Source organism: Alkalicoccus daliensis, from assembly GCF_900103955.1.
Lineage (GTDB): Bacteria > Bacillota > Bacilli > Bacillales > Salisediminibacteriaceae > Alkalicoccus > Alkalicoccus daliensis.
Window position 1 is genome coordinate 814,157 of the sequence record NZ_FNIL01000001.1, and the last position, 26,121, is coordinate 840,277.

At 41.3% G+C, this 26,121-nt stretch carries 23 protein-coding genes; 4 read left to right on the top strand and 19 right to left on the bottom strand.

The annotated features are described in order from the left end of the window. Positions 1-578: 578 nt before the first annotated feature. Together BLP92_RS04025 and BLP92_RS04030 are read right to left on the bottom strand one after the other, a co-directional pair. Positions 579-1,406, bottom strand: coding sequence for a metal ABC transporter permease (locus BLP92_RS04025; RefSeq protein ID WP_090840788.1), 828 nt, complete (start codon positions 1,404-1,406; stop codon positions 579-581). Further along, positions 1,403-2,227: a metal ABC transporter ATP-binding protein gene (locus BLP92_RS04030; protein ID WP_090840790.1), complete on the bottom strand. Its 825-nt coding sequence runs from the start codon at positions 2,225-2,227 to the stop codon at positions 1,403-1,405. The genes BLP92_RS04025 and BLP92_RS04030 overlap by 4 nt, the downstream gene beginning before the upstream one ends. Positions 2,228-2,547: 320 nt before the next feature. Here BLP92_RS04030 and BLP92_RS04035 point away from each other — a divergent pair, with 320 nt between their 5' ends. Both BLP92_RS04035 and BLP92_RS04040 read left to right on the top strand, forming a co-directional pair. Then, positions 2,548-4,083, top strand: coding sequence for a Ppx/GppA family phosphatase (locus tag BLP92_RS04035; RefSeq protein WP_090840793.1), 1,536 nt, complete (start codon positions 2,548-2,550; stop codon positions 4,081-4,083). Between the two features lie 279 nt (positions 4,084-4,362). Further along, entirely contained in the window at positions 4,363-6,441 is a 2,079-nt protein-coding gene (locus BLP92_RS04040) for an RNA degradosome polyphosphate kinase (RefSeq protein WP_090840795.1), read from the top strand. Positions 6,442-6,548: 107 nt separating this feature from the next. Here the strand turns inward: BLP92_RS04040 and BLP92_RS04045 are convergent, their stop codons facing one another. The 5 genes from BLP92_RS04045 to BLP92_RS04065 form a co-directional block, all read right to left on the bottom strand. Then, positions 6,549-7,268, bottom strand: a complete 720-nt coding sequence (locus BLP92_RS04045) for a lytic transglycosylase domain-containing protein (protein WP_244516639.1) — start codon at positions 7,266-7,268, stop codon at positions 6,549-6,551. A 120-nt stretch (positions 7,269-7,388) separates the two neighbouring features. Further along, complete coding sequence (locus BLP92_RS04050) at positions 7,389-8,264, bottom strand: metal ABC transporter permease (RefSeq protein WP_090840797.1); 876 nt, start codon at positions 8,262-8,264, stop codon at positions 7,389-7,391. Next, a complete protein-coding gene (locus BLP92_RS04055; protein WP_090840799.1) occupies positions 8,261-9,013 on the bottom strand; it encodes a metal ABC transporter ATP-binding protein in 753 nt (250 codons plus the stop codon). Before BLP92_RS04055 ends, BLP92_RS04050 begins: the two co-directional genes overlap by 4 nt. Positions 9,014-9,898: 885 nt before the next feature. Continuing rightward, on the bottom strand, positions 9,899-10,786 hold the full coding sequence (locus tag BLP92_RS04060) for a deoxyribonuclease IV (RefSeq protein ID WP_090840801.1): 888 nt from the start codon (positions 10,784-10,786) through the stop codon (positions 9,899-9,901). Positions 10,787-10,799: 13 nt separating this feature from the next. Next, positions 10,800-12,092, bottom strand: coding sequence for a DEAD/DEAH box helicase (locus BLP92_RS04065; RefSeq protein ID WP_090840803.1), 1,293 nt, complete (start codon positions 12,090-12,092; stop codon positions 10,800-10,802). Between the two features lie 160 nt (positions 12,093-12,252). Here BLP92_RS04065 and BLP92_RS04070 point away from each other — a divergent pair, with 160 nt between their 5' ends. Both BLP92_RS04070 and BLP92_RS04075 read left to right on the top strand, forming a co-directional pair. Continuing rightward, positions 12,253-12,747 carry a CarD family transcriptional regulator gene (locus BLP92_RS04070; protein WP_090840805.1) on the top strand — a complete coding sequence of 165 codons (495 nt, stop codon included), beginning with the start codon at positions 12,253-12,255 and terminating at the stop codon, positions 12,745-12,747. Between the two features lie 88 nt (positions 12,748-12,835). Continuing rightward, a complete protein-coding gene (locus BLP92_RS04075) occupies positions 12,836-13,807 on the top strand; it encodes a 4-hydroxy-3-methylbut-2-enyl diphosphate reductase (RefSeq protein WP_090840807.1) in 972 nt (323 codons plus the stop codon). Positions 13,808-13,866: 59 nt separating this feature from the next. Here the strand turns inward: BLP92_RS04075 and BLP92_RS04080 are convergent, their stop codons facing one another. The 12 genes from BLP92_RS04080 to glyQ all read right to left on the bottom strand — a co-directional run bounded on the left by BLP92_RS04080 (position 13,867) and on the right by glyQ (position 25,977). Further along, complete coding sequence (locus tag BLP92_RS04080) at positions 13,867-14,985, bottom strand: Nif3-like dinuclear metal center hexameric protein (RefSeq protein ID WP_090840809.1); 1,119 nt, start codon at positions 14,983-14,985, stop codon at positions 13,867-13,869. Then, positions 14,982-15,686, bottom strand: a complete 705-nt coding sequence (locus tag BLP92_RS04085) for a tRNA (adenine(22)-N(1))-methyltransferase (RefSeq protein WP_090840811.1) — start codon at positions 15,684-15,686, stop codon at positions 14,982-14,984. Before BLP92_RS04085 ends, BLP92_RS04080 begins: the two co-directional genes overlap by 4 nt. Positions 15,687-15,782: 96 nt before the next feature. Further along, positions 15,783-16,157, bottom strand: coding sequence for a c-type cytochrome (locus tag BLP92_RS04090; RefSeq protein WP_090840813.1), 375 nt, complete (start codon positions 16,155-16,157; stop codon positions 15,783-15,785). Between the two features lie 131 nt (positions 16,158-16,288). Then, positions 16,289-17,026, bottom strand: coding sequence for a glycerophosphodiester phosphodiesterase (locus tag BLP92_RS04095; protein ID WP_175444171.1), 738 nt, complete (start codon positions 17,024-17,026; stop codon positions 16,289-16,291). Positions 17,027-17,040: 14 nt separating this feature from the next. Continuing rightward, entirely contained in the window at positions 17,041-17,601 is a 561-nt protein-coding gene (locus BLP92_RS04100; RefSeq protein WP_139148910.1) for a hypothetical protein, read from the bottom strand. A gap of 151 nt (positions 17,602-17,752) precedes the next feature. Then, on the bottom strand, positions 17,753-18,868 hold the full coding sequence (gene rpoD, locus BLP92_RS04105; RefSeq protein WP_090840819.1) for an RNA polymerase sigma factor RpoD: 1,116 nt from the start codon (positions 18,866-18,868) through the stop codon (positions 17,753-17,755). Between the two features lie 46 nt (positions 18,869-18,914). Further along, positions 18,915-20,711 carry a DNA primase gene (dnaG, locus tag BLP92_RS04110; protein WP_090840821.1) on the bottom strand — a complete coding sequence of 599 codons (1,797 nt, stop codon included), beginning with the start codon at positions 20,709-20,711 and terminating at the stop codon, positions 18,915-18,917. A 34-nt stretch (positions 20,712-20,745) separates the two neighbouring features. Continuing rightward, a complete protein-coding gene (locus tag BLP92_RS04115) occupies positions 20,746-21,207 on the bottom strand; it encodes a DUF188 domain-containing protein (protein WP_090840823.1) in 462 nt (153 codons plus the stop codon). 310 nt (positions 21,208-21,517) lie between these two features. Further along, the gene (locus tag BLP92_RS04120) at positions 21,518-22,339 is read right to left on the bottom strand and encodes a pyruvate, water dikinase regulatory protein (RefSeq protein ID WP_090840826.1); all 822 of its coding nucleotides are present in this window, start codon (positions 22,337-22,339) and stop codon (positions 21,518-21,520) included. A gap of 13 nt (positions 22,340-22,352) precedes the next feature. Beyond that, positions 22,353-22,985 carry a transcriptional regulator CcpN gene (gene ccpN, locus BLP92_RS04125; protein WP_090840828.1) on the bottom strand — a complete coding sequence of 211 codons (633 nt, stop codon included), beginning with the start codon at positions 22,983-22,985 and terminating at the stop codon, positions 22,353-22,355. A gap of 27 nt (positions 22,986-23,012) precedes the next feature. Then, positions 23,013-25,100, bottom strand: a complete 2,088-nt coding sequence (glyS, locus tag BLP92_RS04130; RefSeq protein ID WP_090840830.1) for a glycine--tRNA ligase subunit beta — start codon at positions 25,098-25,100, stop codon at positions 23,013-23,015. Further along, positions 25,093-25,977, bottom strand: a complete 885-nt coding sequence (gene glyQ / locus BLP92_RS04135) for a glycine--tRNA ligase subunit alpha (RefSeq protein WP_090840831.1) — start codon at positions 25,975-25,977, stop codon at positions 25,093-25,095. The genes glyS and glyQ overlap by 8 nt, the downstream gene beginning before the upstream one ends. Positions 25,978-26,121 lie beyond the last annotated feature (144 nt).

Here is a 26,121-nt window from a genome sequence, read left to right on the forward strand (position 1 = left end):
GTAATACTGCTGCTGTATTTTCGGAGAGGCTTACCTAATGGCTTGTTCTCTCCTTCGTTACACACCAGTATTAATTTTTATCTTTCATGGTACAGTTTTCTGCATAAAGGTGCTGTTAATGTTCTCGGCTCTTACGTGAAAAAAGTGAATTTATTTTTGTAGTTATTAATTTCCAGTTGTTCTTATGTTCAAAAAGCCGTGAGTAAAGGTTTGGATAACTGAAGTTATTGGTTAAAGTCAGAAAATTCGTTAAACAAACGGTTCATCACCACGAAGTGTAGTTGATAAGAAAAAATCGAAAAAGATTTTACCCCAAAATAACACTGCTTCTGCAGCCCAAGTGGAAATGGGGCGACTCCGAGGCGAAATTGGCCGAGTCGAAGATCCATTCCGCCCGACGAGCCGGAGGAAGGAATTAGCTGAGACCGGGCCGCCCGGAAAGCGTCCCCATGGACACAAAGGCTGCAATCATCAAGGTAAAAAATACCTATCTGTATTTCAACTATATGTTATGGTGAAGAACCAAACAAATCTTACTTTCACTAAGTTTGCGTAAGAGCCCCAGGCTTTAACAGAGCCTATTTTTTCGAGGTAAAGGCCAGTACGAATAACAGGATTACCACATTTATTACAACGATCATTCCTCCAGGAGCCAGATCCATGTGAAACGCTGTGAATAGTCCTGAAAGAACGGATACTTCCCCAATGATGACAGCATACAAAAACATTTGCTTAAATGATCCTGCCAGTCTCATAGCCGCGGCTACCGGCAGCGTCATTAAAGCAGAAACGAGAAGTATCCCTACTATCTGCATCGAAAGTCCAATCACGACAGCTACAATAACGATAAACATCAAATGAAGAGATCTTCTTGGGATTCCTGAAATTACTGCCTGTTCCTCATCAAAGCTCAGGAAAAAAAGTTCCTTATAAAATAGAAACAATAAAATAGCTACAACACTTGTTAAAAGTAATACTACAATAAAATCTGTCCGGGATATTGCTACTACACTTCCAAATAGATAACTGAATAAATCAGTGGTAAACCCATCTGCCAAAGAAATAAATACAACCCCAATTCCTATGCCTGCTGATAGAATAATGGGTATGGCAAGCTCCTTATAAAACCGATAAGTGTGGCGGAGCTTTTCAATCATTACTGATCCGGAAACGGCGAAGATCATTCCCATATATACAGGGTTCATGCCTGCAAAAAAGTTAATATGCCTGCCGAGCAGTAGACTGAAAGCTATTCCGGTGAGTGTTATGTGAGACAGCGCATCTGCCATAAGAGATAGCCTGCGAACCACAATAAAAACTCCGATTAACGGAGCCAGTAAACCTATTAACAGACCTGTAAATAATGAATATCTTAAAAAATCATATTGAAAGAAAACTTCAATCATGAACGAGTACCTGCCAGATCATCGTGGTCATGTGAATGGTCATGGTGATCATGTGCATGGTTGTGTTCAATCACACTGACATCATGCCCATACATGGCGGTCATCATTTCTTCGCGGTTCGCCTCAAATGTTTCTTTGTTGCCATGAAAATGTATGCACTTGTTTAAACATGCTACATCTGTGACATAGTCACTCATAGCTCCAATATCATGGGTAACCAGAATAAGTGTTATACCTTTATGAACGTTCAGCTCTTTCAGCATTTCGTAGAAGTTTGTGACAGACTGGGCATCCACCCCTACAGTCGGCTCGTCGAGGATAAGCAGATCCGGTTCACTTACGAGAGCTCTCGCGATGAAAACACGCTGCTGCTGGCCCCCCGAAAGCTTCCCAATATTTTGATACATATATTCTTCCATTCCTACCTGGGCAATTGCTTCTCTTACCTTCTGCTTATGATGTTTTTTTAAAAAGCGGAACAACCCTACTTTTCCATACATTCCCATTGATACTACTTCAAATACAGTTGCAGGAAAACCACTGTTAAAACTGTTTGCCTTCTGTGAAACAAAGCCCACCTTACTCCATTGTTTAAACGATTTTACAGGCTCTCCGAATAATTTAACATCTCCCCGGTCAGCAGTAAGCAGACCGAGCAGAAGTTTCATTAATGTGGACTTTCCTGAACCATTTGGCCCTACCAGTCCTAGAAAAGATCCAGGAGAAACTTTCATATTAATATCCTCTAATACTGGCTGATGCGCGTAACTGAAATGGACGTTATCCATTTCTAATATATGAGACGGGTTATTCGTTTGCATGTTACATACTCCTTTTAGATAAACAGTAACTACCTTGAAAACATTAGTGCTTCCGGCAAAAAAACTTTTCATTGCCATAAACTTGATCAAGAGATTGTTTTTCGCCTTGGTCAGGTTCACGGCAGCAGCAGTTTTTATTTTCTTATTGAGCTTGCTTAATTATGAACGACTCTTATGATAGTAACTATTACGATTTATGATGTTTGTAGTATAACTTATCCGTGTGTTATTTGTAAATGCAGAGGTATTTTCTGAAAACTTTTCCCCTCTTTCTTTACAGAGGTTATAATAGACTGAGACGAACAAAGGAGGCAGATAAAATGACTATACAGCAAATCGGAATTATTGATATGGGATCAAACTCCGTAAGATTCGTCATTTATGAGGTGGATGAACAGGCATGTTTCAGAGAAATTCAAAATCTTAAAATTACTGCCCGTCTCAGCACATACATTGACGATGAAGGATTTATGAATAAGGAAGGAATATCTCTTGTACTGGACACCCTTGATAAGTTTGCTTCTATCGCGGAAAGTTATCAGTTAACTGCGGTAAGGGGAGTCGCCACTGCAGCAATCCGCAACGCATCCAACCGCGATGAAATTATGGAAGCAATAAGAACAGAATCCGAATTCCCTTTTGAAGTTCTGACAGAAGAGCAGGAAGCATACTATGGCTACCTGGCTGTAACAAATTCAACAGATTTTGATGAAGCCGTGACTATTGATATCGGCGGTGGAAGTACGGAAATAACGTATTTTAAGAACCGGGAACTGCAGCAGTCTTTCAGCTTTCCTTTCGGGGCGATTACATTAAAAAAACAGTTTATATCCGGAGATACACCAAATGATGATGAATGGGAAAAGCTCTGTGAATTTATTAAGCATTCCTATCATACGCTGGACTGGATCGCTGACAAAAATGTTCCGGTGATTGGTATCGGCGGATCTGCCAGAAACCTGGCACTTGTGCATCAGGATGATATCTCCTATCCTCTCTCCGGACTGCACCAATATACAATGACGCTGGATGATATCTCAAATACCGCAGAGGATCTTCTGGACATGTCTATGAAAAAAAGAGAAAAACTTGATGGGCTTTCAAAAGACCGGGCCGACATTATTCTACCGGCAATTGCAGCGATGCAGGTACTTCTTGAGGAAGTTGGGACAGAACAGTTTGTTGTCAGTAACAGAGGACTAAGAGATGGTTTATTTTTCGAAAAAATGCTTGCTTCTATTGAAGTAACACATTTTCCTAATGTTAAAGAAGAAAGTTTTTATCAGCTGAGCAACTATTACCGCTTAAACGCCCAGCATCAAAAACGGATCTCCGTACTCTCTACTTATTTGGCAAATGAACTCGGAAGACACGATTTAATTAATTTAACTGCCGAGCAGTCCCACCTGCTTCGTCTCGGAGCAAATGTATTTTATATCGGAAGATCCATTCATGCGGAGTCAGAAAGTGAACATACATTTTATCTATTAACCAATCAGTCTATTGATGGATTATCGCATATGGACAGACTGGCTGTGGCCTTTATTTCTTCCTTTAAATCTAAATCGCAGCTGAAACAATTTGCAAAGCCTTTTAAAAAATGGGTGGAAAAGGATACCCTGCAGACATATGAATTATTAGGTGCACTGAATAGATTCTGCCATGCATTAAATATTTCGGAACAAAGTGTTATTAACAAGCTGGAAATTACGAAAGTATCTAAACGCGGCATTACTTTCGAAATATATTATTCGGGAGACTGTTTTTTCGAGGAAGAACAAGCAAATAAATATAAAAAGCATTTAGAAAGGCCTTTAAACAGAAGCATTGACCTTAAATTTATAGAGGACAAATAGAATACAGCTGTACTATTAAAATTTCACCGTTCGCTAATAACTAATTGCTTACTTCCTGCATGCGGGGAATTCATTTGGAATAAAGCACGGAACAGAGACCTGCGCCTGCGCTAAAATTCTCAAACCGCTTGGGAAAAAGACGATTATCCACGTCAGGTCCGGGCTGGAGCGGAGTTTCTGCTGATACTACAACTACAGATAACAGCGCCTGATTTTTTGAATAACCTGCTGCATGCAGTAAAGGTAATTAATGAAGATTTTAAAAGAAGGTGATTCAGGATGAAAACAGAAGATAAATATCAGGTTTTTCAAAACCCGCAGTATTATCATAATAGAGAACTTAGCTGGCTTCGCTTTAACGAGAGAGTTTTGGAAGAGGCGATGGATACAAACAATCCTCTGCTGGAAAGGCTGAAATTTCTAGCAATATTCAGTTCAAACCTGGATGAATTTTTTATGGTGCGGGTAGCTGGTTTAAAGGACCAGGTACGTGCAGGATATAATAAACCGGAAAACAAAACTTCTCTTACGCCCAAGCAGCAGCTGGAGCGAATTTCACTTCAGAATCACGAACTGGTGGAGCGTCAGTATGAACACTTTAAAAAACCGCTGATACCAGCACTTGATAAAGCTGGTATCACCTTTAAAAGCATAAAAGATCTCAGCAAAAAAGAATACAAAAGACTGAATGAACATTTTAAAAACTATATTCTTCCGGTATTAACCCCTATGGCAATAGATGCTTCAAGACCCTTTCCGAAACTTTCTAACAAAAGCTTAAATCTTGCCGTTGTCCTAAAGTATGAAATCCAGCGAAAACTGGCTATTGTTCAGGTTCCAGCTGTTCTCTCCCGGACTGTTGCTGTTGACAAAGGCCACGTATATGTATTATTGGAAGAAGTAATTACAGAGTTTATTTCTCATTTATTTTCAGGTAGCGAAGTTGGGTCTGTTTCTCCTTTTCGAATTACGCGCAATGCAGACCTGACGATCCACGAAGAGGGAGCCCGAGATTTACTTGTGGAAATTGAGAAGGAATTAAAACGAAGAAAATGGGGTGCTGCTGTCCGCTTTGAAATAGTAAAAGATAAAATGGACAGCAACGTTCTATCATTATTAATGGAAGTATTGGAATTAAAAGAAGAAGATATATATGAGTTAGACGGACCGCTTGATTTATCTTTTCTTTTTTCGTTTTACGAAGAACTTGCTCCGTATCATGAATCCCTTATTTATGAAACAGCTATTCCCCAGCCGCCGAAGGACCTTATTCATGAAGAGAATATTATTGAAGCAGTTCTTAAAAAAGATATTTTCCTGCACCATCCCTTTGAGTCATTTCAGCCTATTATAGATTTGATGATGCAGGCAGCAGAAGATGAAAATGTACTGGCAATCAAGCAGACTTTGTACAGAGTCAGTGGTGATTCTCCTATCATCGCAGCCCTGGCCAGAGCTGCTGAATTAGGAAAACAGGTAACTGTGCTTGTGGAGCTGAAGGCGAGATTTGATGAAGAAAAAAATATCCAGTGGGCAAAAAAACTTGAAAAAGCAGGCTGTCATGTAATTTATGGGATTACCGGGTTAAAAACGCATAGTAAAATTACTTTAATTGTCCGTCATGAGAAAAACAGTATTCAGCGGATTGTGCACCTGGGTACCGGAAATTACAATGATTCTACTGCAAAACTATACACCGATATGGGAGTGCTTACTTCCGGCACAAGCTTCGGGATCGATGCAACGAATTTCTTTAATTATTTAAGCGGCTACAGCAGCAAACCTGAGTGGAAAGAAATAGCAACTGTACCTTTTGAAATTAGAGATTCCTTTATGAAACGAATTGATGAGGAAATTAAATCTCATAAGGTTCACGGGAACGGATATATTATTGGGAAAATGAATTCCTTAACTGATAAGCCACTGATCATGAAGCTGTATGAAGCAAGCTGCGCAGGAGTAAAAATCGATCTAATAATCCGCGGGATCTGCTGTTTAAAACCTGGTGTTCCGGACGTTAGTGAAAACATAAGAGTCCGTTCAATTATAGGACAGTTTCTGGAGCACAGCCGGATTTTTTATTTCTACAAAAATGGGAAAGAAGCTATTTTTCTTTCATCAGCAGACTGGATGACCCGCAATATGGAAAAGCGTATTGAAGTGGTATTCCCCGTTTATGCATCTCATGTAAAAGACAGAGTAAAAGAAGTGCTCTTCGTTTCTCTGGAAGACAACCAAAAAGCAAGAGAGTTAAAAAGTGACGGGTCCTACAGATATGTAAAGACAAAATCTTCCGCTCCACTTAACAGCCAGGAAATTTTTCAAAGTAAAGCAAAAACTGTTTCTGAAGATAATTAGACGGGTCATGATAATGCTTCAATCCATGAAACCATCGATATAAAAGGCCGCAGGAACATTTCCTGCGGCCTTTTATAATCTATAATATTATTGTTCAGCGCTGACAATCAGTCGCTGAAAGCGGTAGCTGTGGATTCAGCATTTTCAATAATCTCTACAGCATACCAGCTTTTCGCATCTCCGTTATCTGCGATATACTCCTGCAGACCAGTCATACCGCGATGATACGCTGTGAGCGCGTGATTCCAGTCGTCATACTTATCATACAAGTACTCTAAATAAGTTACAGACAGCTGAATGGAATAGTGTGGATCAAATAACATTTCCTGTTCATAAGGGAGTCCTGCCATTTCTGCAACCCACGGACCGGTATTCTCCATAAACTGAGCAAGCCCATAAGCTTTTCCATACTTCGTTTCCGGACCTATCAGTTCCGGATCAAAAGTATCGCCCGTTTCCACTCGTAAAAGTTCATATACAACCATCGGGTCAATATTTCTTTTCTCTGATTCCAAGGCAAGCAGCAGGCCCCAGTCTTTCGGGAAAAGTCCCTCACTGTCTTCATAAAGTAGGGAAGCCAGCTGACTGGCGCTCTGCCAGTTTGCTGCACCAGCTACCTCATAACCTCCCGGAAGTTTTTCAACTTCATCAAGCAGTTCCACAAAAGTTTCGTCCACTTTACTGCGATTATGTTCCTGTACACTTAATTGATATTGCTCAAGTTCTTCAATCTGCTCCTGCGTTTCAAGATAGCTAGTACCGAGCACCAGAGAAACGGAACCCAATAGAACTATTGCAGTAAGCATCGTAAGGAAAGACAACCTCATCCCTCATCCTCCTAAAAGTAGTTAAGTCTATTAAAATAAATACAAGTAGTTATATTAACGGAACTTTAAGCAGGATGCAAATAAAATACCTTCTAAAGACTCAGGTGTCTCTCCCTGACATTAAGCTGCTTTTTCTCTGCCGGCAGGTTTGCGCAACAGCTTCATAAAATACCCCTGTTTCGGAGCGAAGAAGAACGCAATAACAAAAAAGGAAGAAGCCGCCAGTACAATAGAGGCACCTGAGGCAACATCATAAACCACTGAAAAAAACAGGCCGATGACTGCTGATGAAACCCCGAAAGCAGCGGATAAACCCAGCATCACTGGAAAACGATCCGTTAATAAGTAAGCAGTAGCTCCTGGTGTAATCAGCATAGCCACTACTAAAATAATTCCTACTGTCTGCAATGAAGCTACTGTTACTAATGATAAAAGCAGCATAAACAAATAGTGAATTCTTTTGACAGGAAGCCCTGCAGCCTGGGCCATCGTTTCATCAAAAGTGCTCAGCAGCAGCGGCCGATAAAATAATACCACTGAGATTAATACAACTCCGCCAATAATTAATGTAATAATAAAATTAGTAAATGATACTGCAAGTACATTTCCGAACAAGTAGTGCATTAAATCTACAGACGTCCCCCGCAAAGACGTCATTACTACTATTCCCAAAGCGAACATGGCGGTAAACATGATTCCGATTGCCGAATCATCTTTTATTCTGCTGTTACGGGAGATAAAGCCGATAGCAAGCGCGGTCAGGACACCTGTAATAAAGGCACCGATAAACATACTTGCACCGACCATATAAGAAAAAACTACTCCAGGGAGCACCGCATGAGAAATAGCATCTCCCATAAGAGCCATTCCTCTTAAAATAATAAAACATCCGATAACCCCGCAGATCAGGCCTACAAGAACAGCTGTAATCAGAGCATTTTGCAGATATGAATAATTCATCAACTGTTGAATGAAATTTTGTATTTCTCCAATCATGGTCCTACTACCACCATTTCTTTATCGGAAGAAATTACTGCTGCATTCCCTCCATACGCTTGTTTTAAAATTTGCGGATTAAATATTTCCTTCACAGGGCCTGCTCCGATCAGACGCTGATTCAGCATGAGCAGCTCATCAAAATAGGTTTCTACTTTGCTTAAATCATGGTGAATAACAAAAATTGTTTTCCCCTGTTCTCTGAGCTGTTTGAGTAAATTAACAATAATTTCTTCAGAATTAACATCAATCCCTACAAACGGCTCATCCAGGAAAAATAAATCGGCATCCTGTGCTAAGGCACGGGCTATAAACACTCTCTGCTGCTGCCCGCCCGAAAGCTCCCCTATCTGCTTTTTCCGAAATGACTCCATCCCTACTTGTTCCAAGGCTTTTTCCGCTTTCTCTCGATCCTTTTTAGCTGTTTTCTTATACCAGGGAATGTGCATATACCTCCCCATCAATACAGCATCTTCTACCAAAATCGGAAAATCCCAATCTATTGTTGATCTCTGGGGAACATAAGCAATGTTTTTACGAAGTTCGTTCACACGTTGACCGAAAATAGAAACTTCGCCATCAAATTTTACAAGACCAAGCAGAGCTTTCATCAAAGTTGATTTACCTGCACCGTTTGGCCCAACGACTCCTATAATATTTCCTTCATTCATAGAAAACGATACATTTTCCAATGCAATATCTCCGTAATAATGCACTGAAAGATTTTTTACTTCTATAGTTTTTTTCATATTTAATGCGCCTCCCCTCATAAAAAGTTGTAGTCTATTTAAAAAGTTGCACTAAGGAAACTTTTTCTGATAATTCTATTATAATAGACGAATTCTTATTTTGCAAACTGCATAACATCAGGCAGAATAAGTGACAGCTGAATACTTCCCATTACATTTTCAGCAGTTGATAATAATTCTATTTTTTATTAAATACGCTGCCTTCAAAAAAAAGTTTTGCTGAAAAGAAGTGATCATACTGGTTCACTTTCGGAGAGTCTTTACTAAAGGCCAGTTTTCAAATAATCTCTTTTTACAGGGCACGGCTTCCATTGATCCACAGACATCTGGGCAGAGACCACGCTGCCTTAATAACCAGAATCGGTTCCGCTCGTGCTGCGTGACCAGGCCACTTGGATTATTAAGCTGCGCTGGTGCGTCCAATCCTTCGTTACACAGCAATATTAATTTTCATAATTCATGGTGCAAAAATTTTGCATGAGTGTCTCTGTTAATGTTCATTGATGATATTTAGAAATCTTCGTGCAGCTGACCTGTCATGGGCGTCCGCAGGTGATTGCTTCGTTCTTCCCTTGGCGTAACGAAAGAAAAAGTTTGTTTCACCCACAAACAACAAAACGAAGACAACGTGCGGAAAAAGAAAGTGTGAATTGAACTGTAGACGAACTCGAAAAGCAGGCGTGAATCCAACCGCTACCCTGAATCTAAAAGAGGCCTTCCAATAATAATCGGAAGGCCTCTCAAGCTGAACTTATTCTTTTGGAGATATCAGTTTTGCAAAGGTGTAAGGAACGTACATTTTAATTGATTTTATTGAATTATAACCAGCGGAAAGACAATTAAAAATTCTATTGTATGAGTTTTGCGTTGGCTTTCCCGTTGGAGCTAGTTCATTAATTCTTCTTTTAATTTCTCGTTAAACTTTTTATTTTTGATCATAGCTATTTCCATTTCATATGGAGGCTTTTTGTTTTTCTTATCTTCGCCTACATAAGGAGTTTCCAGAATTTTTGGGATATCTTTAAACTGATTATGATAAATAATTTTTTCCAGCGCATCATAACCGATGTGACCGAAGCCGATATTTTCATGACGGTCTTTCCCGGCACCCCGTTCATTTTTGCTGTCATTTACGTGTACTACTTTTATTCTGTCGAGCCCGACGATCTCGTCGAACTCTTTTAAAGTTCCATCCAGATCGTGAATCAGGTCGTACCCGGCATCATGCACGTGGCAAGTATCAAAACATACTGATAGCTGTTGATTATGAGTAACCCCATCAATTATTTTAGCCAGCTCATCAAAGGTGCGGCCGCATTCAGATCCTTTACCGGCCATTGTTTCCAGAGCTATCTGCACATCCTGATCAGGATCGATAACCTCATTCAATCCTTCGATGATTTTTGCAATTCCTTTATCAGGACCAGCCCCTACGTGAGCACCGGGGTGCAGTACGATCTGTTTCGCCCCCAGAGCTTCTGTACGGTCAATTTCGCTTTTCAGAAAATCTACTCCAAGCTGAAATGTTTCCGGCTTATTTGTATTACCGATATTAATAATATACGGAGCGTGCACTACAATATTTGATATTCCATTATCGTTCATGTGTGCAGTGCCGTTTTCAATATTTAATTCTTCAATTGCTTTGCGGCGGGTATTCTGCGGTGCCCCTGTATAAATCATAAATGTTCCGGCCCCATAGGAAGCAGCTTCTTCACTTGCTCCCAGCAGCATTTTTTTCCCATTCATTGAAACATGTGAACCTAAAAGCATCTTACTCCCACCCCTATTTTTTATTATCTCTGCGACGATTCAATCTTCTTTCTCTCTTTTGGTCTCTTTCAGCCTTTTCACGTGCCTTTTTCTTATAGGCAGGCTTTACTTTTGCATTTTTCTTTTTTGCAGGCATAGAAGTTACTTGCTGCTGCGGCCGGTTGTCTGAGCGCTTTTCCACTGTTGCCCACTCATCATTTTTCCATTCTTTGTAAACAAAATGGATGCCGCGTTTCTTTAATTTAGCAATTGCTGCTTCGTCAGATCGCCCATAAATCGTCAGGGCTTTTCCTGTCCATCCTGCTCGCGCTGTTCGTCCTACACGGTGAATATAGTAGTCAAGCTCATGAGGAATTTCTGCATTGATAATATGGCTTACGCCGGTAATATCAATTCCACGCGCGATTAGATCTGTTGCTACTAGATACTGTACATCTGCATCCTGCAGTTTTTTCAGGACTTTCTTTCTTTTTCTAGGAGCTACTCCTCCATGAAGAAGATCTACGTTCAGCCCTTCATTCTGCAGCGTGCTGTAAACAGCATCTGCCATTTCTTTAGTGTTGCAGAACACTATAGCAAGGAAAGGATTTACTTTTCTAATAACACTCAGCAGTGCTTCGTGACGTTCTTTATCACGATCCGAAATTAGCCAGTGCTCCATCTCTTTCGGAGAAATAGTTTTCGGCTGTACTTCCACCTGCTTCGGCTGTTTCATATATCGTTTTAAGAAAGGCATAAGGCTTTCTGGAATCGTTGCGGAAAATACGAGCAGCTGTGTATCTTCATCAAGCGCTGAAGCAATTGCATTCACTTCTTCCAGAAATCCCAAATCAAGCATCTGGTCTGCTTCATCTACTACGAAACCTTTCACTGTGCCAGGATGGATTGCGTGTTCTTTCATCATATCAAGTACGCGTCCCGGTGTCCCTATCACTACGTGCGGCTTGTTGCTTACTTTTTCCACCATTCTGTTTCTATCAGTTCCGCCTACTACAAGACTTGTCGTAATACTTTTACCTGCATATCTGGTAAATACATCGTACAGCTGAGAAGCAAGTTCTCTTGTCGGGGCGGTTACTATATATTGTGTTTCCACTACATCCGCGTTCACATTTTGAAGCATCGGCAGTAAGAAAGCCAAAGTTTTCCCTGTGCCGGTCTGTGATTTCCCAATGACGTCCACTCCACGTTTAATCGATGGGATTAACCGCTCCTGTATTTCAGTTGGGTGTTCTATTCCATCATTACGAAGAGCATTTATGAGTTCCTCATTTAAGTCATACCGTTCAAAATTGTGTTTTTCCATTATTATCATCCTTTTCTATTCCAATACACGTTCAAATCTCCAACAGTTTATTTTAGCATGAATCCTACTGCTTTGACTATAATAACAATTCGTATCGGTGTGCTTTTTTCAACAGATATGGTAAGATAGTAAGAGAATTGATTAGAATGGAGGAGTGCGCATGTTTGAAGTAGGAGATCATGTCGTATATCCCGGCCATGGTGCAGGGAAAATACAGGAAGTAATGCAGAAAACAATATTAAACGAAGAACAACTATATTTTGTTGTTTATTTTCCACTCCAGCGTATCACTCTAAGCTTACCAGAAAAGAAAATTCTTGATTCTGGACTAAGACAGACAACGGATAAAGAAGAGCTGATGGATTTACTGGCATCCTACGGGACGAAAGATATCCAGGAGGAATTTCAAAAACCGTCCCGACGTCAGGATGAAAGATTAAATTCCGGAAAAATTGAAGATTGTATCGATGTTTACTTTGAATTAACATGCAAGAAATCCCATAGTCCGCAGAAGCTCCATATAGAAGAAAAGAAAAGCCTCGACTTAGCAAGAAAACTATTAATAAGTGAACTGATGCTGGTCCATGATGCTGAAGAAGCTGATGCAGTAAGAATTTTAGAAGATAAAATTAATACTCCTTTAAAAGAAGCCTGAGTTAAAATCTAAGCTTTATTTGTCACGTGCCCTCCGCACATATTATAATAGAGCGCAGAACGATAATAACAGAGGAGGATTTACGTTAATGGAAGTTATGAAAATATCCCCCCGCGGTTACTGCTACGGTGTAGTAGATGCGATGGTAATGGCAAAAGAAGCAGCGGCAAATCCGGATCTGCCAAGGCCTATTTATATTCTTGGCATGATTGTTCATAATAAACATGTTACGGACGCATTTGAAGAAGACGGTGTTATCACGCTTGATGGAGAAAACCGGCTGGAAATACTGAAAAAAGTTGAAAAAGGGACAGTAATATATACTGCTCACGGTGTTTCTCCTGAAGTGAGGAAGCTTGCTGATGAAAAGGGCCTCACTGCTATTGATGCAACATGCCCTGATGTAACAGTTACTCATGATCTGATTAAAGGAAAAATGAATGCAGGTTACGAGTTTATCTATATTGGGAAAAAAGGACATCCGGAACCTGAAGGTGCAATCGGAGTCGCTCCGGAGATCGTTCATCTTGTTGAAAACCTGGACGATGTCGCCGCCTTAAACATTCAGTCTGAAAAGATTATCATTACGAATCAGACAACAATGAGCCAATGGGATGTTCGCCACTTAATTCAGGCTGCGGCAGATAAATATCCACACGCAGAAATTCATAACGAAATTTGTAATGCCACGCAGGTGCGGCAGGAAGCTGTTGCACAGCAGGCGGGAGAAGCAGATCTGCTTCTTGTAGTCGGTGATCCAAAAAGTAATAACTCCAACCGCCTGGCACAGGTTTCCAAAGAAATTGCTGGAACTCCTTCTTACCGGATCAGCAACGTAAATGATATAAACTTAGAATGGCTGAAAGGAATCAATAAAGTAGCGGTTACGGCTGGAGCCAGTACCCCTACGCTGATTACAAAAGAAGTTATTAAATTTATTGAGCAATTCGATGAAGATGACCCGCACACATGGGACACTACGAGCACAGTGAAGCTCGCAAAAATTCTTCCGAAAATCCGCAAAAAAAGAAATCATACAGCTAAAAGTCCTGTGCAGTAATCAGATATTTTATAAAAAATGAGCTGGAGATTCGTTCTCCAGCTCATTTTTTTACTTTTTTATTTGAATCTGAATGGATCTGTCTGCACCTTGGATACCATCACTGCAGTATCATATTGGTTCTTTGATAAGAATTCCCGCAGTCTGTCAGCTACTGCCTGCTTCATTATTTTCTCTACATGATGCCCGGGGTCTATCATCATTAATCCCTCCATCCAGGCATCGTGCGCCACATGGAAATATAAATCCCCTGTAACATATACATCTGCGCCTTTATGAAGAGCAGTCATCGTATATTTGTTGCCATCTCCTCCGAGTACTGCAACTTTCTTAACAGTTCGTGAGCCGTCTCCTACAACCCGGAGTCCTTCCACCTGGAAAGCCTCTTTCACTTTTTCAGCAAATTCGTCGAGTGTCGTTTCGCTATTTAATTTCCCTATTCTTCCAAGACCCTGCTTTCTTCCTCCAGCCGCTGATTCAAATATATCATAAGCTGTTTCTTCATAAGGATGTGCTTTAAACATTGCTTTTAAAACTTTCTGCTTGTCGGATTCATAGAAGACAGTTTCAATTTTCTCTTCTTCCGGCCGTTCCAGTTTTCCCTGTTCCCCGATATAAGGATCTGCACCTGACTCAGGCCGGAAAGCACCTCTTCCCTGGGAAGTGAAAGCGCAATGACTATAGTCTCCTATTTTTCCAGCTCCTGCATCACCTAAAGCTTCCCGCACTTTATCTGCATGGGAGACAGGAACAAACACAATTAATTTAAACAGTTTATCTTCGTGAGTAGGCACCAGTACTTCCGTATCCTGCAGTTCAAGTGCATCGGCCATTAAATCATTGACTCCGCCTTCAGCAACATCAAGATTCGTATGAGCGGCATACACAGTTATATCATGTTTAATTAATTTTTCTACGGTTCTTCCATAAGCGGTATCTACATCAAGCTTTTTGATCGGACGGAATAAGAGCGGATGATGTGCAATGATCAGGTCTACTCCCTCTTCCACCGCTTCATCCACTACCGGCTCCAGGACATCCAGAGTAATCATTACTTTGGAAATTTTCTTTTGGAGAGATCCGACCTGCAGGCCAATTTTGTCTCCTTCTACTGCAAGGTGTTTCGGTGAGTACTGCTCAAACTCCTGAATGATTGTTTGTGCGTGTGCCTGTTTCAAGATAAAACCTCCTCTAACCAATTCATTTTCATATTCATTTCTTCAATTCTCCGCTGCGCATGCGTGTTTTTCGCAAGCTGCAGCTGGGATTTTATCCGCTTTAACTGATCATATTCTTTTCTCCATTTTGCATGGAAAGGCGGTTCTTTGCTTTCCATCAGGTAGGGGCCCAGCCAGAGCTGCTTTTCTACTGTTTCTTCTTTGTAAGGATCTACTCCTGACCTGTCAGCTACTAAAATTTCATAAATATGGCCGTCCTCTTCCACAATTGCTTCGTCGATCAGAGACCAGCCATTCTTCTTCAGCCATCTTCTTACATGCTCCGCTGCTACATTCGGCTGAAGCACCAGCCGCTTCACATCCGGCAGATGCTTCTGGCCTTCCTGAAGAATATTAGCTATTAATGGCCCCCCCATGCCTGCGATTACTACTGTATCAGCTTTTCGGCCTTCCAGCACTGATAACCCGCTGCCAAGTCTTGCTTCCACTTTATCTGATAAATGATTTGCTTTAATTTTTTCAATCGCTGAATTTAATGGTCCTTCATTTAATTCTCCTGCTATTGCATACTCGCATAAACTGTTTCCTACTAAATAAACAGGCAGATATGCGTGATCTGAACCGATATCCGCTACCGTTCCTTCTTCCAACACATAATCGGCCACTTTTTCCAGTCGTTTTGATAAATGCTGTTCGTTCACTTCAACCACCTGGTTTCTTAAAAATTTAATATGATTATATCTTATCAACAAAGAGGGTGTCTTAAAAGGAAACTCCCTTTAAAACACCCCCGTTGATTATTCATTTTCAGCTAATATAAACTCTGCTACAGCTTCTGCTTCTTCTCCATCGACAAGACCGGCAGGCATGCTTCCAGGACCTTCTTCGATCGCTGCGATAATGTCCTCTGCAGAGTGGTCTCCGCCGTCAAGAGCTGGACCTGCACCACCACTAAGGTCACCACCATGACAAGATGCACAGTTTCCTTCATATACACTCTCGCCTAACTCAATTGGATCATCGAATTCCTGCTCTTCTGCGTTATTATTTCCTTCTCCATTTTCACCAGCCATGTCGCCTCCGACATTAAGACCAACGAGAGAAAGTAGGAATACGAGCAGAAGCCCAAGAAATGCAGTTGCTGCAAATGGGATTAAAGGTGCTCCCTTCATCTGTATGTACCTCCCTTATATATCTGTGAATCTAAAGGCTAAAAAATGCCCGTATCATTGCTCTATTATATTGTATATGAAAAAATTAAGAATGAAAAGTATTTTCAATATAACTTTATAAGTGCAGCACATTAAGAGTTCACAAAACGATCAAATTTCAATTCCGCCATCTGTTCGGGATCATCTGTAATGATTCCGGATACTCCAGCACGGAGACAGCGAAGATAATCCTGTTTCCGTTTTACATTATAGGCTCTGACAGTTAATCCCTGTCTTCTCCAGGGACCATAATACATAGAAGCCTGCACACCGTGACGAATATGAATGCCGTCAGCTGCAACTTTGTTTGCGTATTTTTTCCCCCTCCGAAAAGGAGTTTTTGTTAAAAGGGCAGTCTGCAGCAGAGGCTCCTGCCTTTTAATTTCTCTAATATAACTGTGATAAAAAGTAGAAATAATAGTTCTTCTAATTAAAGAGTGCTCCCGCAGAAGGCTGATACAGCTCAGTACAAAGTTAGAGTTATCTGTATGCAGCTGCTCTTTTAATTCAAGATGCAGAGTAAGATTGTTTTCCTGGAGCCACTGTGCGAGCTCCCGCAGTGACGGGATTTTTTCGCCTTTGAACTTTTTATCGAAATAACTTCCCGCATCCAGCAGCTGCAATTCTTCCCAGGTATGATCAGCAACCCGACCTCTGCCATTCGTTGTCCTCTCTAATTCTGCATCATGAATTATCACTGGAACTTCATCCTTTGTCCAGTGCACATCACATTCAATCCCATCGATCGAAAAAGCAGACGCCGCTTTAAATCCCACCATCGTATTTTCAGGGTATAATCGTTTAAATCCCCTGTGTCCAATAATATCCATGCCGAATAGCCTCCTTACAACATCCTTTCCCATAATAACAGTCCTGCAAGAAACAATAACCCTGTTCCTCCGGATATGAGCAGGTAGGCGATACGGAATTTCCATCCTGCTGCCAGCCAGGTACTGCACAACAATGCAACTCCTGCTCCCAGCGCATACCGTGCACCGTCAAAAAACAACTCTACTGCTGTCATCGTAAATATAAAGGAAATAAAAGCTGCTAAAATGATATAAATATGGGCTGCCGGGGATTTATTCTTTATGTAAAACCCGGCAATGCCCAGACATACAATTAAAATGATTCCCAGCCCGGCTATTTGCCCTGTTTCCGGGAGCAGAGCAAATATAATCGCGGAAATAATTACCGTACATAACAGTAAAAAAGCTCCAAGCAAAAAAATTGTTTTCTTTTTATTGAACCATTTTCTCTTTTTTAAAACAGCAGGATCTGCTGTTGCTTCTTTATCTCCTTCCAGGTAAAGACTTAATAAAAATTCACAATATGTCTCTGGAAGAAGCCTGCTTTCTTTCCATTTGTTTATTTCCTGCACAATTATTTTACTTCTTTCATCCAAGCACATCACCTATTTCCTTCACACTCTCTTACTTATTATAACGCAGGATTTACAGAGTATACAGGTTTCCGGGGAAAATAGGCGGAATCAAAAATGTCCCTCATCAATTAGATAAGGGACATTTTGAAATTTGGGTTTTATTCAAGCAATTTTACTCAAGAAAATCCTTAAGTCTTTTACTGCGGCTTGGGTGACGAAGCTTCCGCAGCGCTTTCGCTTCAATTTGGCGGATCCGCTCACGCGTTACACCAAATACTTTACCAACTTCTTCCAGAGTTCTCGTTCTGCCATCATCCAGACCAAAACGGAGGCGCAGCACATTTTCTTCACGGTCTGTAAGTGTATCAAGAACATCTTCAAGCTGTTCTTTTAATAATTCATAAGCTGCTGCATCTGAAGGTGCCAATGCTTCCTGATCCTCTATAAAGTCACCTAAATGAGAATCATCTTCTTCCCCTATAGGAGTTTCCAGAGAAACCGGTTCCTGCGCTATTTTTAAAATTTCTCTAACTTTATCCGGTGTCAGATCCATTTCTTTTGAAACTTCTTCAGGTGTAGGCTCTCTGCCCAGATCCTGCAGCAGCTGCCGCTGTACGCGGATCAACTTATTAATTGTTTCCACCATATGCACCGGAATACGGATCGTACGCGCCTGGTCAGCAATCGCTCGAGTGATTGCCTGACGGATCCACCATGTTGCATACGTACTGAATTTATACCCTTTGTTATAATCGAATTTCTCTACCGCTTTAATCAGACCCATATTTCCTTCCTGGATCAAATCAAGGAACAGCATTCCCCGGCCGACATAGCGTTTTGCAATACTTACAACTAGACGAAGATTCGCTTCTGCCAGACGGCGTTTTGCTTCTTCATCGCCATCTTCAATTTTCTTTGCCAGCTCTATTTCTTCAGCTGCAGACAACAAAGGAACGCGGCCGATCTCTTTTAAATACATCCGGACCGGGTCATTAATCTTAATACCTGGAGGGACACTTAAATCATTTAAATCAATCGCTTCTTCTTTTTGGACCTGTTGAATACTCGGAACTGTTTCACTTTCATTAATAATTTCAATTCCCTGTTCCCCTACATATTCAAAAAATTCATCCATCTGCTCGGAGTCTTGATCAAACGCCCCTAAGCGCTCGGTAATCTCAGCATATGTTAATGAACCCCGTTTTTTACCGGATTCCAGTAATTGCTCTTTCACTTGATCGATGGTTAAATCTCCTTCCGCCATTGGACGGATTGGTTTCTCAGCCATGCGACCCCTCCTTTCTCATAATCAAGAAACAATAGAAGTAAAACATCTATTGCAGCTTTGATTTCAATTCCACCAGCTGATTCACGTATTTTGTTAACTCTTCTCTATCTGAAGTCTGTTTCATCAACTGCTGGAGATGCTCTATCTGACGCTTCACAGGTGCACGGTAAAGAATCTGGTTTACGTAATCATCCATCACTTGCTCAGTCAAATCCAAATGAATCTGCTTCATTGCAAGAGCCGCAGCCTGCTGCTTTAAATCATTGTCCTGTACAGACTCAATAAATCTTGCAGGGTCGCTGTTATGACCGGAGGCATAGTAACTGTAAAGAAGAGCTGCCAACGCCTGGTTCGTCTCATTTTGAAAAGCTGAGCCAATCCGTTCTTCCACCCTCTCTGCAGCCTCCTCAGAATGCAGCATCAGTGTAATTAAATCCTGCTCTGCTTTTTCCTCCGCTGTCTGCATCTTCTTAGCTCTGGCTGCAGTTTCTTTACGCTGAACCTGTCTGACTTCTTTAGTACGTGCCTTTACATTATTCTGCACGTGCTCCTTCATTTCCTGCTTTAATACTTCATAAGATAAAGAAAATTCTTCTTCCAGCTGTTTTAAATAATGATCCCGCTCCAATGCTTTCGGCAGCTTCCCTATTTCAATAAGCATTTCTTCTGCATAACGGAGCTGGTCCGCTTCCAGGCTCATATCTTTATCTCTGCGCAGAAAACCTGATTTGAATTCCATCAGCGTCTTCGGCCTGCCGATAATGTTGTCTGCAAATCGTTCTGTTCCGTACTGCTGGATATAGTCATCCGGGTCCTGGCCATCAGGGAGGACAGAAATATAAACTTCCAAGCCGGCATTCATTAATATTTCTGCATTTTTCCAGGAAGCTGTCTGTCCGGCATTATCCCCATCATAACAAAGGATAACTTTATCAGCATTCCTCCGAAGCATTCTTGCCTGTTCATCAGAAAGTGCTGTACCAAGCGCTCCTACTCCATGTTCTATACCCGCACGATACGCAGATATAACGTCTACATAGCCTTCAAACAATACGGCTTCATTTTTACGTTTCATGGACGGCCTTGCCCCATGAAAATGATAAAGCAGACTTCCTTTGTTAAATACTTCTGATTCGGGACTGTTTAAATATTTTGGTTTATTTTCCGGATCCAGCACCCTTCCTCCAAAGGCAATTACGTTTCCCCGCTTATCCCATATAGGAAACATAATTCTGTCACGAAAACGGTCAAACTGCTTTCCGTCACTTTCTCTGGCAGCCAGCAGCCCGCACGTACTCATTTCTTTAGGATCCAAGCCCCTCTTAGTGAGAAAATCTGTAAGGAAGTTCCAGGAATCAGGTGCATACCCAATTTGAAACCGGTCAATCACTTCTTTTGTGAAACCCCGACCGCGTAAATATTCCCTCGCTTTTTTTCCTTCCGGTGAAGACACAAGAAGATGATGATACATCTTCATCGCCAGTTCGTGCCCTTTATACCAGGATTTTTCCTCCTGTTTCGGAGCCTCCTGTGCTGCTTCATCTATTTCAGGTAAAGCAACAGAGGTTTTTTTACCGAGCTTCTGAATAGCTTCCAAAAAGCTGAGACCTTCATATTCCATCACAAAGGTAAACACATTCCCTCCTGCTCCGCATCCAAAACAATGATATAACTGTTTATCCTGCGACACAGAAAAAGAAGGTGTTTTTTCCCCGTGAAAGGGGCACAATCCAGTAAAATTGCGCCCTTGTTTTTTCAACTGAATATATTCACTTATTACATCTACTACGTCCAGCTCTCTGCGGACAGCATTCACAACTTCTTCCGGTATCCGCTGGGTCACACTTTGTCACCAACCTTATCTCAGGACTGAGTACTTAAGTACTCAGCTTTACGAGCTCTCTGAGTTTTTCCAGAAATTGCTCCTCATCTTCCTGCTTTCGCTTCTTTGGTCCCTTTACCCGTTTTCCGCTTCTTCTCTCCTTCTGAGCAGCGTGACGAACCTCAAGGAGGCTGTCCATTTCCATTTGAGAAATGATTTTTCCATGCGCATTAATAACGTGCACGCCTTTTGCCAGCAGAATACTTGATAGGCCTAAATCTTCCGTAACGGCGATATCTCCGCTTTTTGCTCTCCGGATTATTTCGTAATCCGCTGCATCAGGACCTGCTTCCACTATTACTGTCTGGACATCTGCAGGCAGTTCTTTATTACGAATGTGCGCTCTGGAATGGATAAGAATCACAGAAACATTTAATTCTTCTCTAAGGTGTATTACCCCATTTACAACGGGGCTGGCATCTGCATCAATAAAAATAGAAATATTATTTTTCTTCATAAATTACTCTTTCTTCATCAATTCCAAATAATCCTGCTGAATTTATTTTTTTCTAAAATCATTATAATCACAATAGTTAATTATAATTCAATTCAGTCCCAATAGCCAGTGATAATGTTTAATTGAATCAATATCATGACTAAAGAATTCTCTAATTTATTTTGAATAGTGAGAGATGATTTTCGCTCCAGGAGGAGACGTTCTGCTAAACTTGTCTGCTGCTGTTCTGAAGGCAGCTATAGCCTGCAGAAAAACCTGTACCGCAGATTATTTCTAACCAGTAGCGAACTTTGAATATCTGCAATTATTTTCAGGAGTGATTAGAGTGCACAATTTGGTATATAATATTTGCTGTTTCTTCTACAGCTTTCGTAGAAACATCTATTACCTGGCAGTTTAATCTTTCCATCATGGCTTCAGAATAACGAAGCTCTTCCTCAATGCGCTGCAGAGTAGCATAATTCGCCTCTGCTTTGAGACCAAGTGCTTTTAACCGTTCTGTTCGAATACCATTCAGCTTTTCAGGACTGATTTTTAAACCAATGATTTTTTCCGGTTTAATTTTAAATAGCTCTTCCGGCGGTTCTACTTCGGGAACCAGGGGCACATTTGCGACTTTAAGCCGTTTATGTGCAAGATACTGGGACAATGGGGTTTTCGAAGTTCTTGAAACTCCCACAAGTACGACATCTGCACGCAGAACGCCGCGTGGATCACGGCCATCATCATATTTTACCGCAAATTCTATCGCTTCGACTTTACGGAAGTAATCTTCATCCAAAGTATGAATAAGGCCAGATTCATACTTTGGAGCTTCCTCGAGTCTGTCTTCCATCATGGTTAACAGCGGACTTAAAATATCATACACAGGGAGCCCTTCTTCTTTTGCCCTGCGAAGAATATATTGCCGGATCTCCTGAATTACTACGGTAAAAGCCAGCAGCCCCTTATTTTCTTTTGCTTCAGCAATCACTTCATCAACCGTACCTATATCTTCAACATATGGAATTCGCCTGATGCTTGTTTTTGCTTCATCAAATTGGCTGATCGCTGCTTTTACAACAAGTTCTGCAGTCTCTCCTACAGAATCAGAAATAATATAAACAGTTACATGCTCTTGTTTTTTCCCCATGCAGACTCTCCTCTCAGCTCTGTTCCTCTACACCTATATAAGCAAAAGCTTTTGTAATATTGGTCTTAGTCATGCGGCCGATTACATCATAGCCGCCGTCCCCGTCACTTTTTACTACAGGCAGCCCATCAATTTGCTTGCTGATCAGCTTATTGGCAACTTCCAGCATAGAATCCTCCGGCGAACAAACAGTAATATTCGGCATCCTTGTCATGATAATACTAACAGGGAGTGATTCCAGATCCTGCTTTCCCATACTGGCCCGGAGGAGATCTTTGCGGGAAACAATTCCAATCAGTTTCCCATTATTATTTACTACAAATAGAGTCCCGACGTCTTCAAGAAACATTGTGCAGATACCATCATATACCGAGGCATTCTCAGGAATTACTACAGGAATCGACTGGAAGTCTTTCACCTTTAGTTTTAAAAGCCTTTCCTGAAACAGCTGCCCGCCCGTCTTACCGGTGTAATAATAACCTACGCGCGGTCTTGCATCCAGATATCCCGACATTGTCAGCACGGTTAAATCAGGACGGAGTGTAGCTCTGGTCAGCTCTAAAATCTCAGCAATATTTTCTCCAGTTATCGGCCCTTTTTCTTTTACAATCTCCACAATACGATGCTGCCTTTTGGATAATTCCATGCTTTCACCGCCTTCATACAACTCTCTTTAATTCTGAGAGTGAAATACTATTTTTTGGAAATCAGCAAAGGAACGTATAAGCGTGGAAGTCCGCTGCATCTGTGCCAGCCGGTTCTGTTTTATTTCCTCTTCTTCTGCCATTACCATAATATTGTCAAAATATTCGTGAATAACAGGAACCAGTTTCTTTAGGGTCTCATAAGCTGAAGCAACATTTCCTGATTGTTCCGCTTCTAATATTTCTTCTTGTGCTGAAACGGTTGCTTCATACAAGTTATTTTCTTCCTGCTGTTGAAATTGTTCAGGAGCAATTACGGTATGCTCATCTGCTTTCTGTGCAATGTTAGTAACGCGGCTGAAGGCTTCCACTTCCTTTTTAAACACTGGATCTTCCAGCTGATTCATAAGAAAGCTGCTCTTATTCATTACGACATGCGGATAAGAAACTCCTGCATTCATTACTGACTCTGCTACATCGTATCTTACGCCCGTATCCTTCAGCAGGTTTTTATAGCGAAGCTCAAAAAATTCATGCAGATCTGACATAATTTCTTTTACAGTTCGTTTTAAGATTCCTTCTTTTTCAATAATAGAAAGAACTTCCTCCATGAAAGCAAACAAATCAAATTTCCAGCCGGCTGCCAGATAAATCTGAAGAATACCAGCTGTCTGCCTTCTTAACCCGTGCGGGTCCTGAGAGCCTGTAGGAATATTTCCTATACCAAAACTTGTAAGAAGAGTATCCAACTTTTCTGAAGCTCCCACCAGGCTGCCAGCTTCAGATGCCGGCGGCAGATCTCCAGATTGTTTCGGCATGTAATGTTCACGAATCGCCTGAGCCACAGCGGTAGTTTCTCCATCATTCAGTGCATAATATTCACCCATGTTTCCTTCGAGCTCTGTAAATTCCCCTACCATATGTGTGACCAGATCTGCTTTAGATAATTTTGCAGCTCTTAAAGCCGTTTCTACAGTTTCAGGGGCTGCTTTCGTCTGTAAAGCGAGAAACCTTGTGATCGTTTCCACTCGTTTGACTTTGTCTCCCACTGACCCCAGTTCTTCATGATAAACAATAGCATCCAACTTTGGCAGCCGAGCTTCCAAAGTTTCTTTTTTATCTTCGTTAAAAAAGAATTCTGCATCAGCCAGTCTGGCTCTCAGCACTTTTTCATTTCCTTTTCGCACATTTTCCAGGTGGCGGTGATCGCCGTTACGTACTGTTATGAAGAAAGGAAGCAGATTATTTTCTTTATCCATTACGGGAAAATACCGCTGGTGCTCTCTCATCGAAGTAATTAATACTTCGTCAGGAACCTGAAGATAGCTCTCGTCAAACGAACCGAACAGCGCAGTAGGATATTCCACAAGATTATTAACCTCTTCCAGCAGATCTTCATTTACAGGAATTACCCAGCCTTCGCTATCTGCAATATCTTCAATTTGTGATTGAATTGCCTGCTTCCTTTCCAGAGGATTCACGATCACATGCTGCCCCATTAATGTTTCCACATAATCTTCCGCCCGGTCGAGTTCCACTTTATTACCAAGGAAACGATGGCCCTGTGTACTTCTTCCGGAATACACCTCTGTAATCTCAAATGGAATAACATCTTCATCGAGTAAAGCGGTAATCCATTTGATTGGTCTTACATAACGAAGATCATTATCTGCCCATTTCATGTTTTTCGGAAAAGGAATTTGCAATAAAACTTCTTTCAGCTGCGGAAGAAGTGAAAGCACATTTTCGCCCTGAATATATTTTTTAGCATATACATAATTTTCACCTTTTAACTCCTGAAAATAAAGGTCATCTACAGAAACTCCCTGTCCTCTTGCAAAGCCCTCTGCTGCTTTCGTCCAGGCTCCATCTTTTACAGCTACATTCTCTGACGGCCCTTTTGCTTCCTGTTCAATGTCCGGCTGTTTATCTTCCAGTTCCGTAACCATCACAGCAAGGCGTCTCGGAGTGGAATAACCCTGTACGCTTTCAAAGTTCATCCGGAGATCTTTCAGCCACGATTCAGTACGGGTTGTAAGTTCATTCATTGCGTTCGTTACAAACCTTGCCGGCATTTCTTCCAAACCTATTTCAAGTAACAATGTTTTTTTATTCATGTGGATTCTCCTCCTTTATCATAGGGAATCCGAGAGCTTCTCGGGATTCATAGTATGTTTTGGCACAGTTCCTTGCAAGTGCACGGACACGGCCGATATATCCTGTTCTTTCAGTAACTGATATCGCACCCTGGGCATCCAGGAGATTGAATACATGGGAGCATTTAAGCACATAATCGTAAGATGGAATTACGAGGCCAGCCTCGAGTGCTCTTTTAGCTTCTTTTTCATAAGTCGAAAACAATTGGAACAGCATTTGTCTGTCTGCTACTTCAAAAGCATATTTAGACTGTTCATACTCATTTTGTTTAAAAACGTCGCCGTAGGTAAAATCCCCAACCCATTCAAGGTCATATACATTTTCTTTATCCTGAATATAAGAAGCGAGCCTCTCGATCCCATAAGTGATTTCTACAGAAACCGGCTTTGCATCGAGACCCCCAACCTGCTGAAAATAAGTAAACTGGGTTATCTCCATTCCATCCAGCCAAACTTCCCAGCCGAGTCCCCATGCAGCAAGTGTCGGCGCTTCCCAGTTATCTTCTACAAAACGAATATCATGTGCTTCAGGATCAATTCCGAGCTTTTTCAAGCTTTCAAGATACAATTCCTGAATATTATCTGGAGACGGCTTCATAATTACCTGAAACTGATGATGCTGGTAAAGGCGGTTTGGATTTTCACCATACCGGCCGTCTGCCGGGCGTCTGGAAGGCTCCACATATGCTACATTCCATGGCTCAGGACCAATGCTTCTTAGGAAAGTCATCGGATTCATCGTTCCTGCTCCCTTTTCTATGTCGTACGGCTGCAGCAGAAGACAGTTCTGCTTTCCCCAAAAATCCTGCAGTGTAAGTATCATTTCTTGTACATTCACAATAACACCCTCCATTATATTAATAAATTTCGATGAAAAACAAAAAAACTCCCGTCTCCTATATCTTCAGCAAGATATAGGGACGAGAGTTACCCGCGGTTCCACCCTACTTGAATCGCAGTCGGCGATTCCACTTTACGTGCA

Excerpts from the sequence above, each read along its gene's own strand:
- BLP92_RS04025 (WP_090840788.1), bottom strand. The coding sequence starts at position 1,406 with ATGATTGAAGTTTTCTTTCAATATGATTTTTTAAGATATTCATTATTT.
- BLP92_RS04030 (WP_090840790.1), bottom strand. The coding sequence starts at position 2,227 with ATGCAAACGAATAACCCGTCTCATATATTAGAAATGGATAACGTCCAT.
- BLP92_RS04035 (WP_090840793.1), top strand. The coding sequence starts at position 2,548 with ATGACTATACAGCAAATCGGAATTATTGATATGGGATCAAACTCCGTA.
- BLP92_RS04040 (WP_090840795.1), top strand. The coding sequence starts at position 4,363 with ATGAAAACAGAAGATAAATATCAGGTTTTTCAAAACCCGCAGTATTAT.
- BLP92_RS04045 (WP_244516639.1), bottom strand. The coding sequence starts at position 7,268 with ATGAGGTTGTCTTTCCTTACGATGCTTACTGCAATAGTTCTATTGGGT.
- BLP92_RS04050 (WP_090840797.1), bottom strand. The coding sequence starts at position 8,264 with ATGATTGGAGAAATACAAAATTTCATTCAACAGTTGATGAATTATTCA.
- BLP92_RS04055 (WP_090840799.1), bottom strand. The coding sequence starts at position 9,013 with ATGAAAAAAACTATAGAAGTAAAAAATCTTTCAGTGCATTATTACGGA.
- BLP92_RS04060 (WP_090840801.1), bottom strand. The coding sequence starts at position 10,786 with ATGCTTTTAGGTTCACATGTTTCAATGAATGGGAAAAAAATGCTGCTG.
- BLP92_RS04065 (WP_090840803.1), bottom strand. The coding sequence starts at position 12,092 with ATGGAAAAACACAATTTTGAACGGTATGACTTAAATGAGGAACTCATA.
- BLP92_RS04070 (WP_090840805.1), top strand. The coding sequence starts at position 12,253 with ATGTTTGAAGTAGGAGATCATGTCGTATATCCCGGCCATGGTGCAGGG.
- BLP92_RS04075 (WP_090840807.1), top strand. The coding sequence starts at position 12,836 with ATGGAAGTTATGAAAATATCCCCCCGCGGTTACTGCTACGGTGTAGTA.
- BLP92_RS04090 (WP_090840813.1), bottom strand. The coding sequence starts at position 16,157 with ATGAAGGGAGCACCTTTAATCCCATTTGCAGCAACTGCATTTCTTGGG.
- BLP92_RS04095 (WP_175444171.1), bottom strand. The coding sequence starts at position 17,026 with ATGGATATTATTGGACACAGGGGATTTAAACGATTATACCCTGAAAAT.
- rpoD (WP_090840819.1), bottom strand. The coding sequence starts at position 18,868 with ATGGCTGAGAAACCAATCCGTCCAATGGCGGAAGGAGATTTAACCATC.
- BLP92_RS04115 (WP_090840823.1), bottom strand. The coding sequence starts at position 21,207 with ATGAAGAAAAATAATATTTCTATTTTTATTGATGCAGATGCCAGCCCC.
- BLP92_RS04120 (WP_090840826.1), bottom strand. The coding sequence starts at position 22,339 with ATGGGGAAAAAACAAGAGCATGTAACTGTTTATATTATTTCTGATTCT.
- ccpN (WP_090840828.1), bottom strand. The coding sequence starts at position 22,985 with ATGGAATTATCCAAAAGGCAGCATCGTATTGTGGAGATTGTAAAAGAA.
- glyS (WP_090840830.1), bottom strand. The coding sequence starts at position 25,100 with ATGAATAAAAAAACATTGTTACTTGAAATAGGTTTGGAAGAAATGCCG.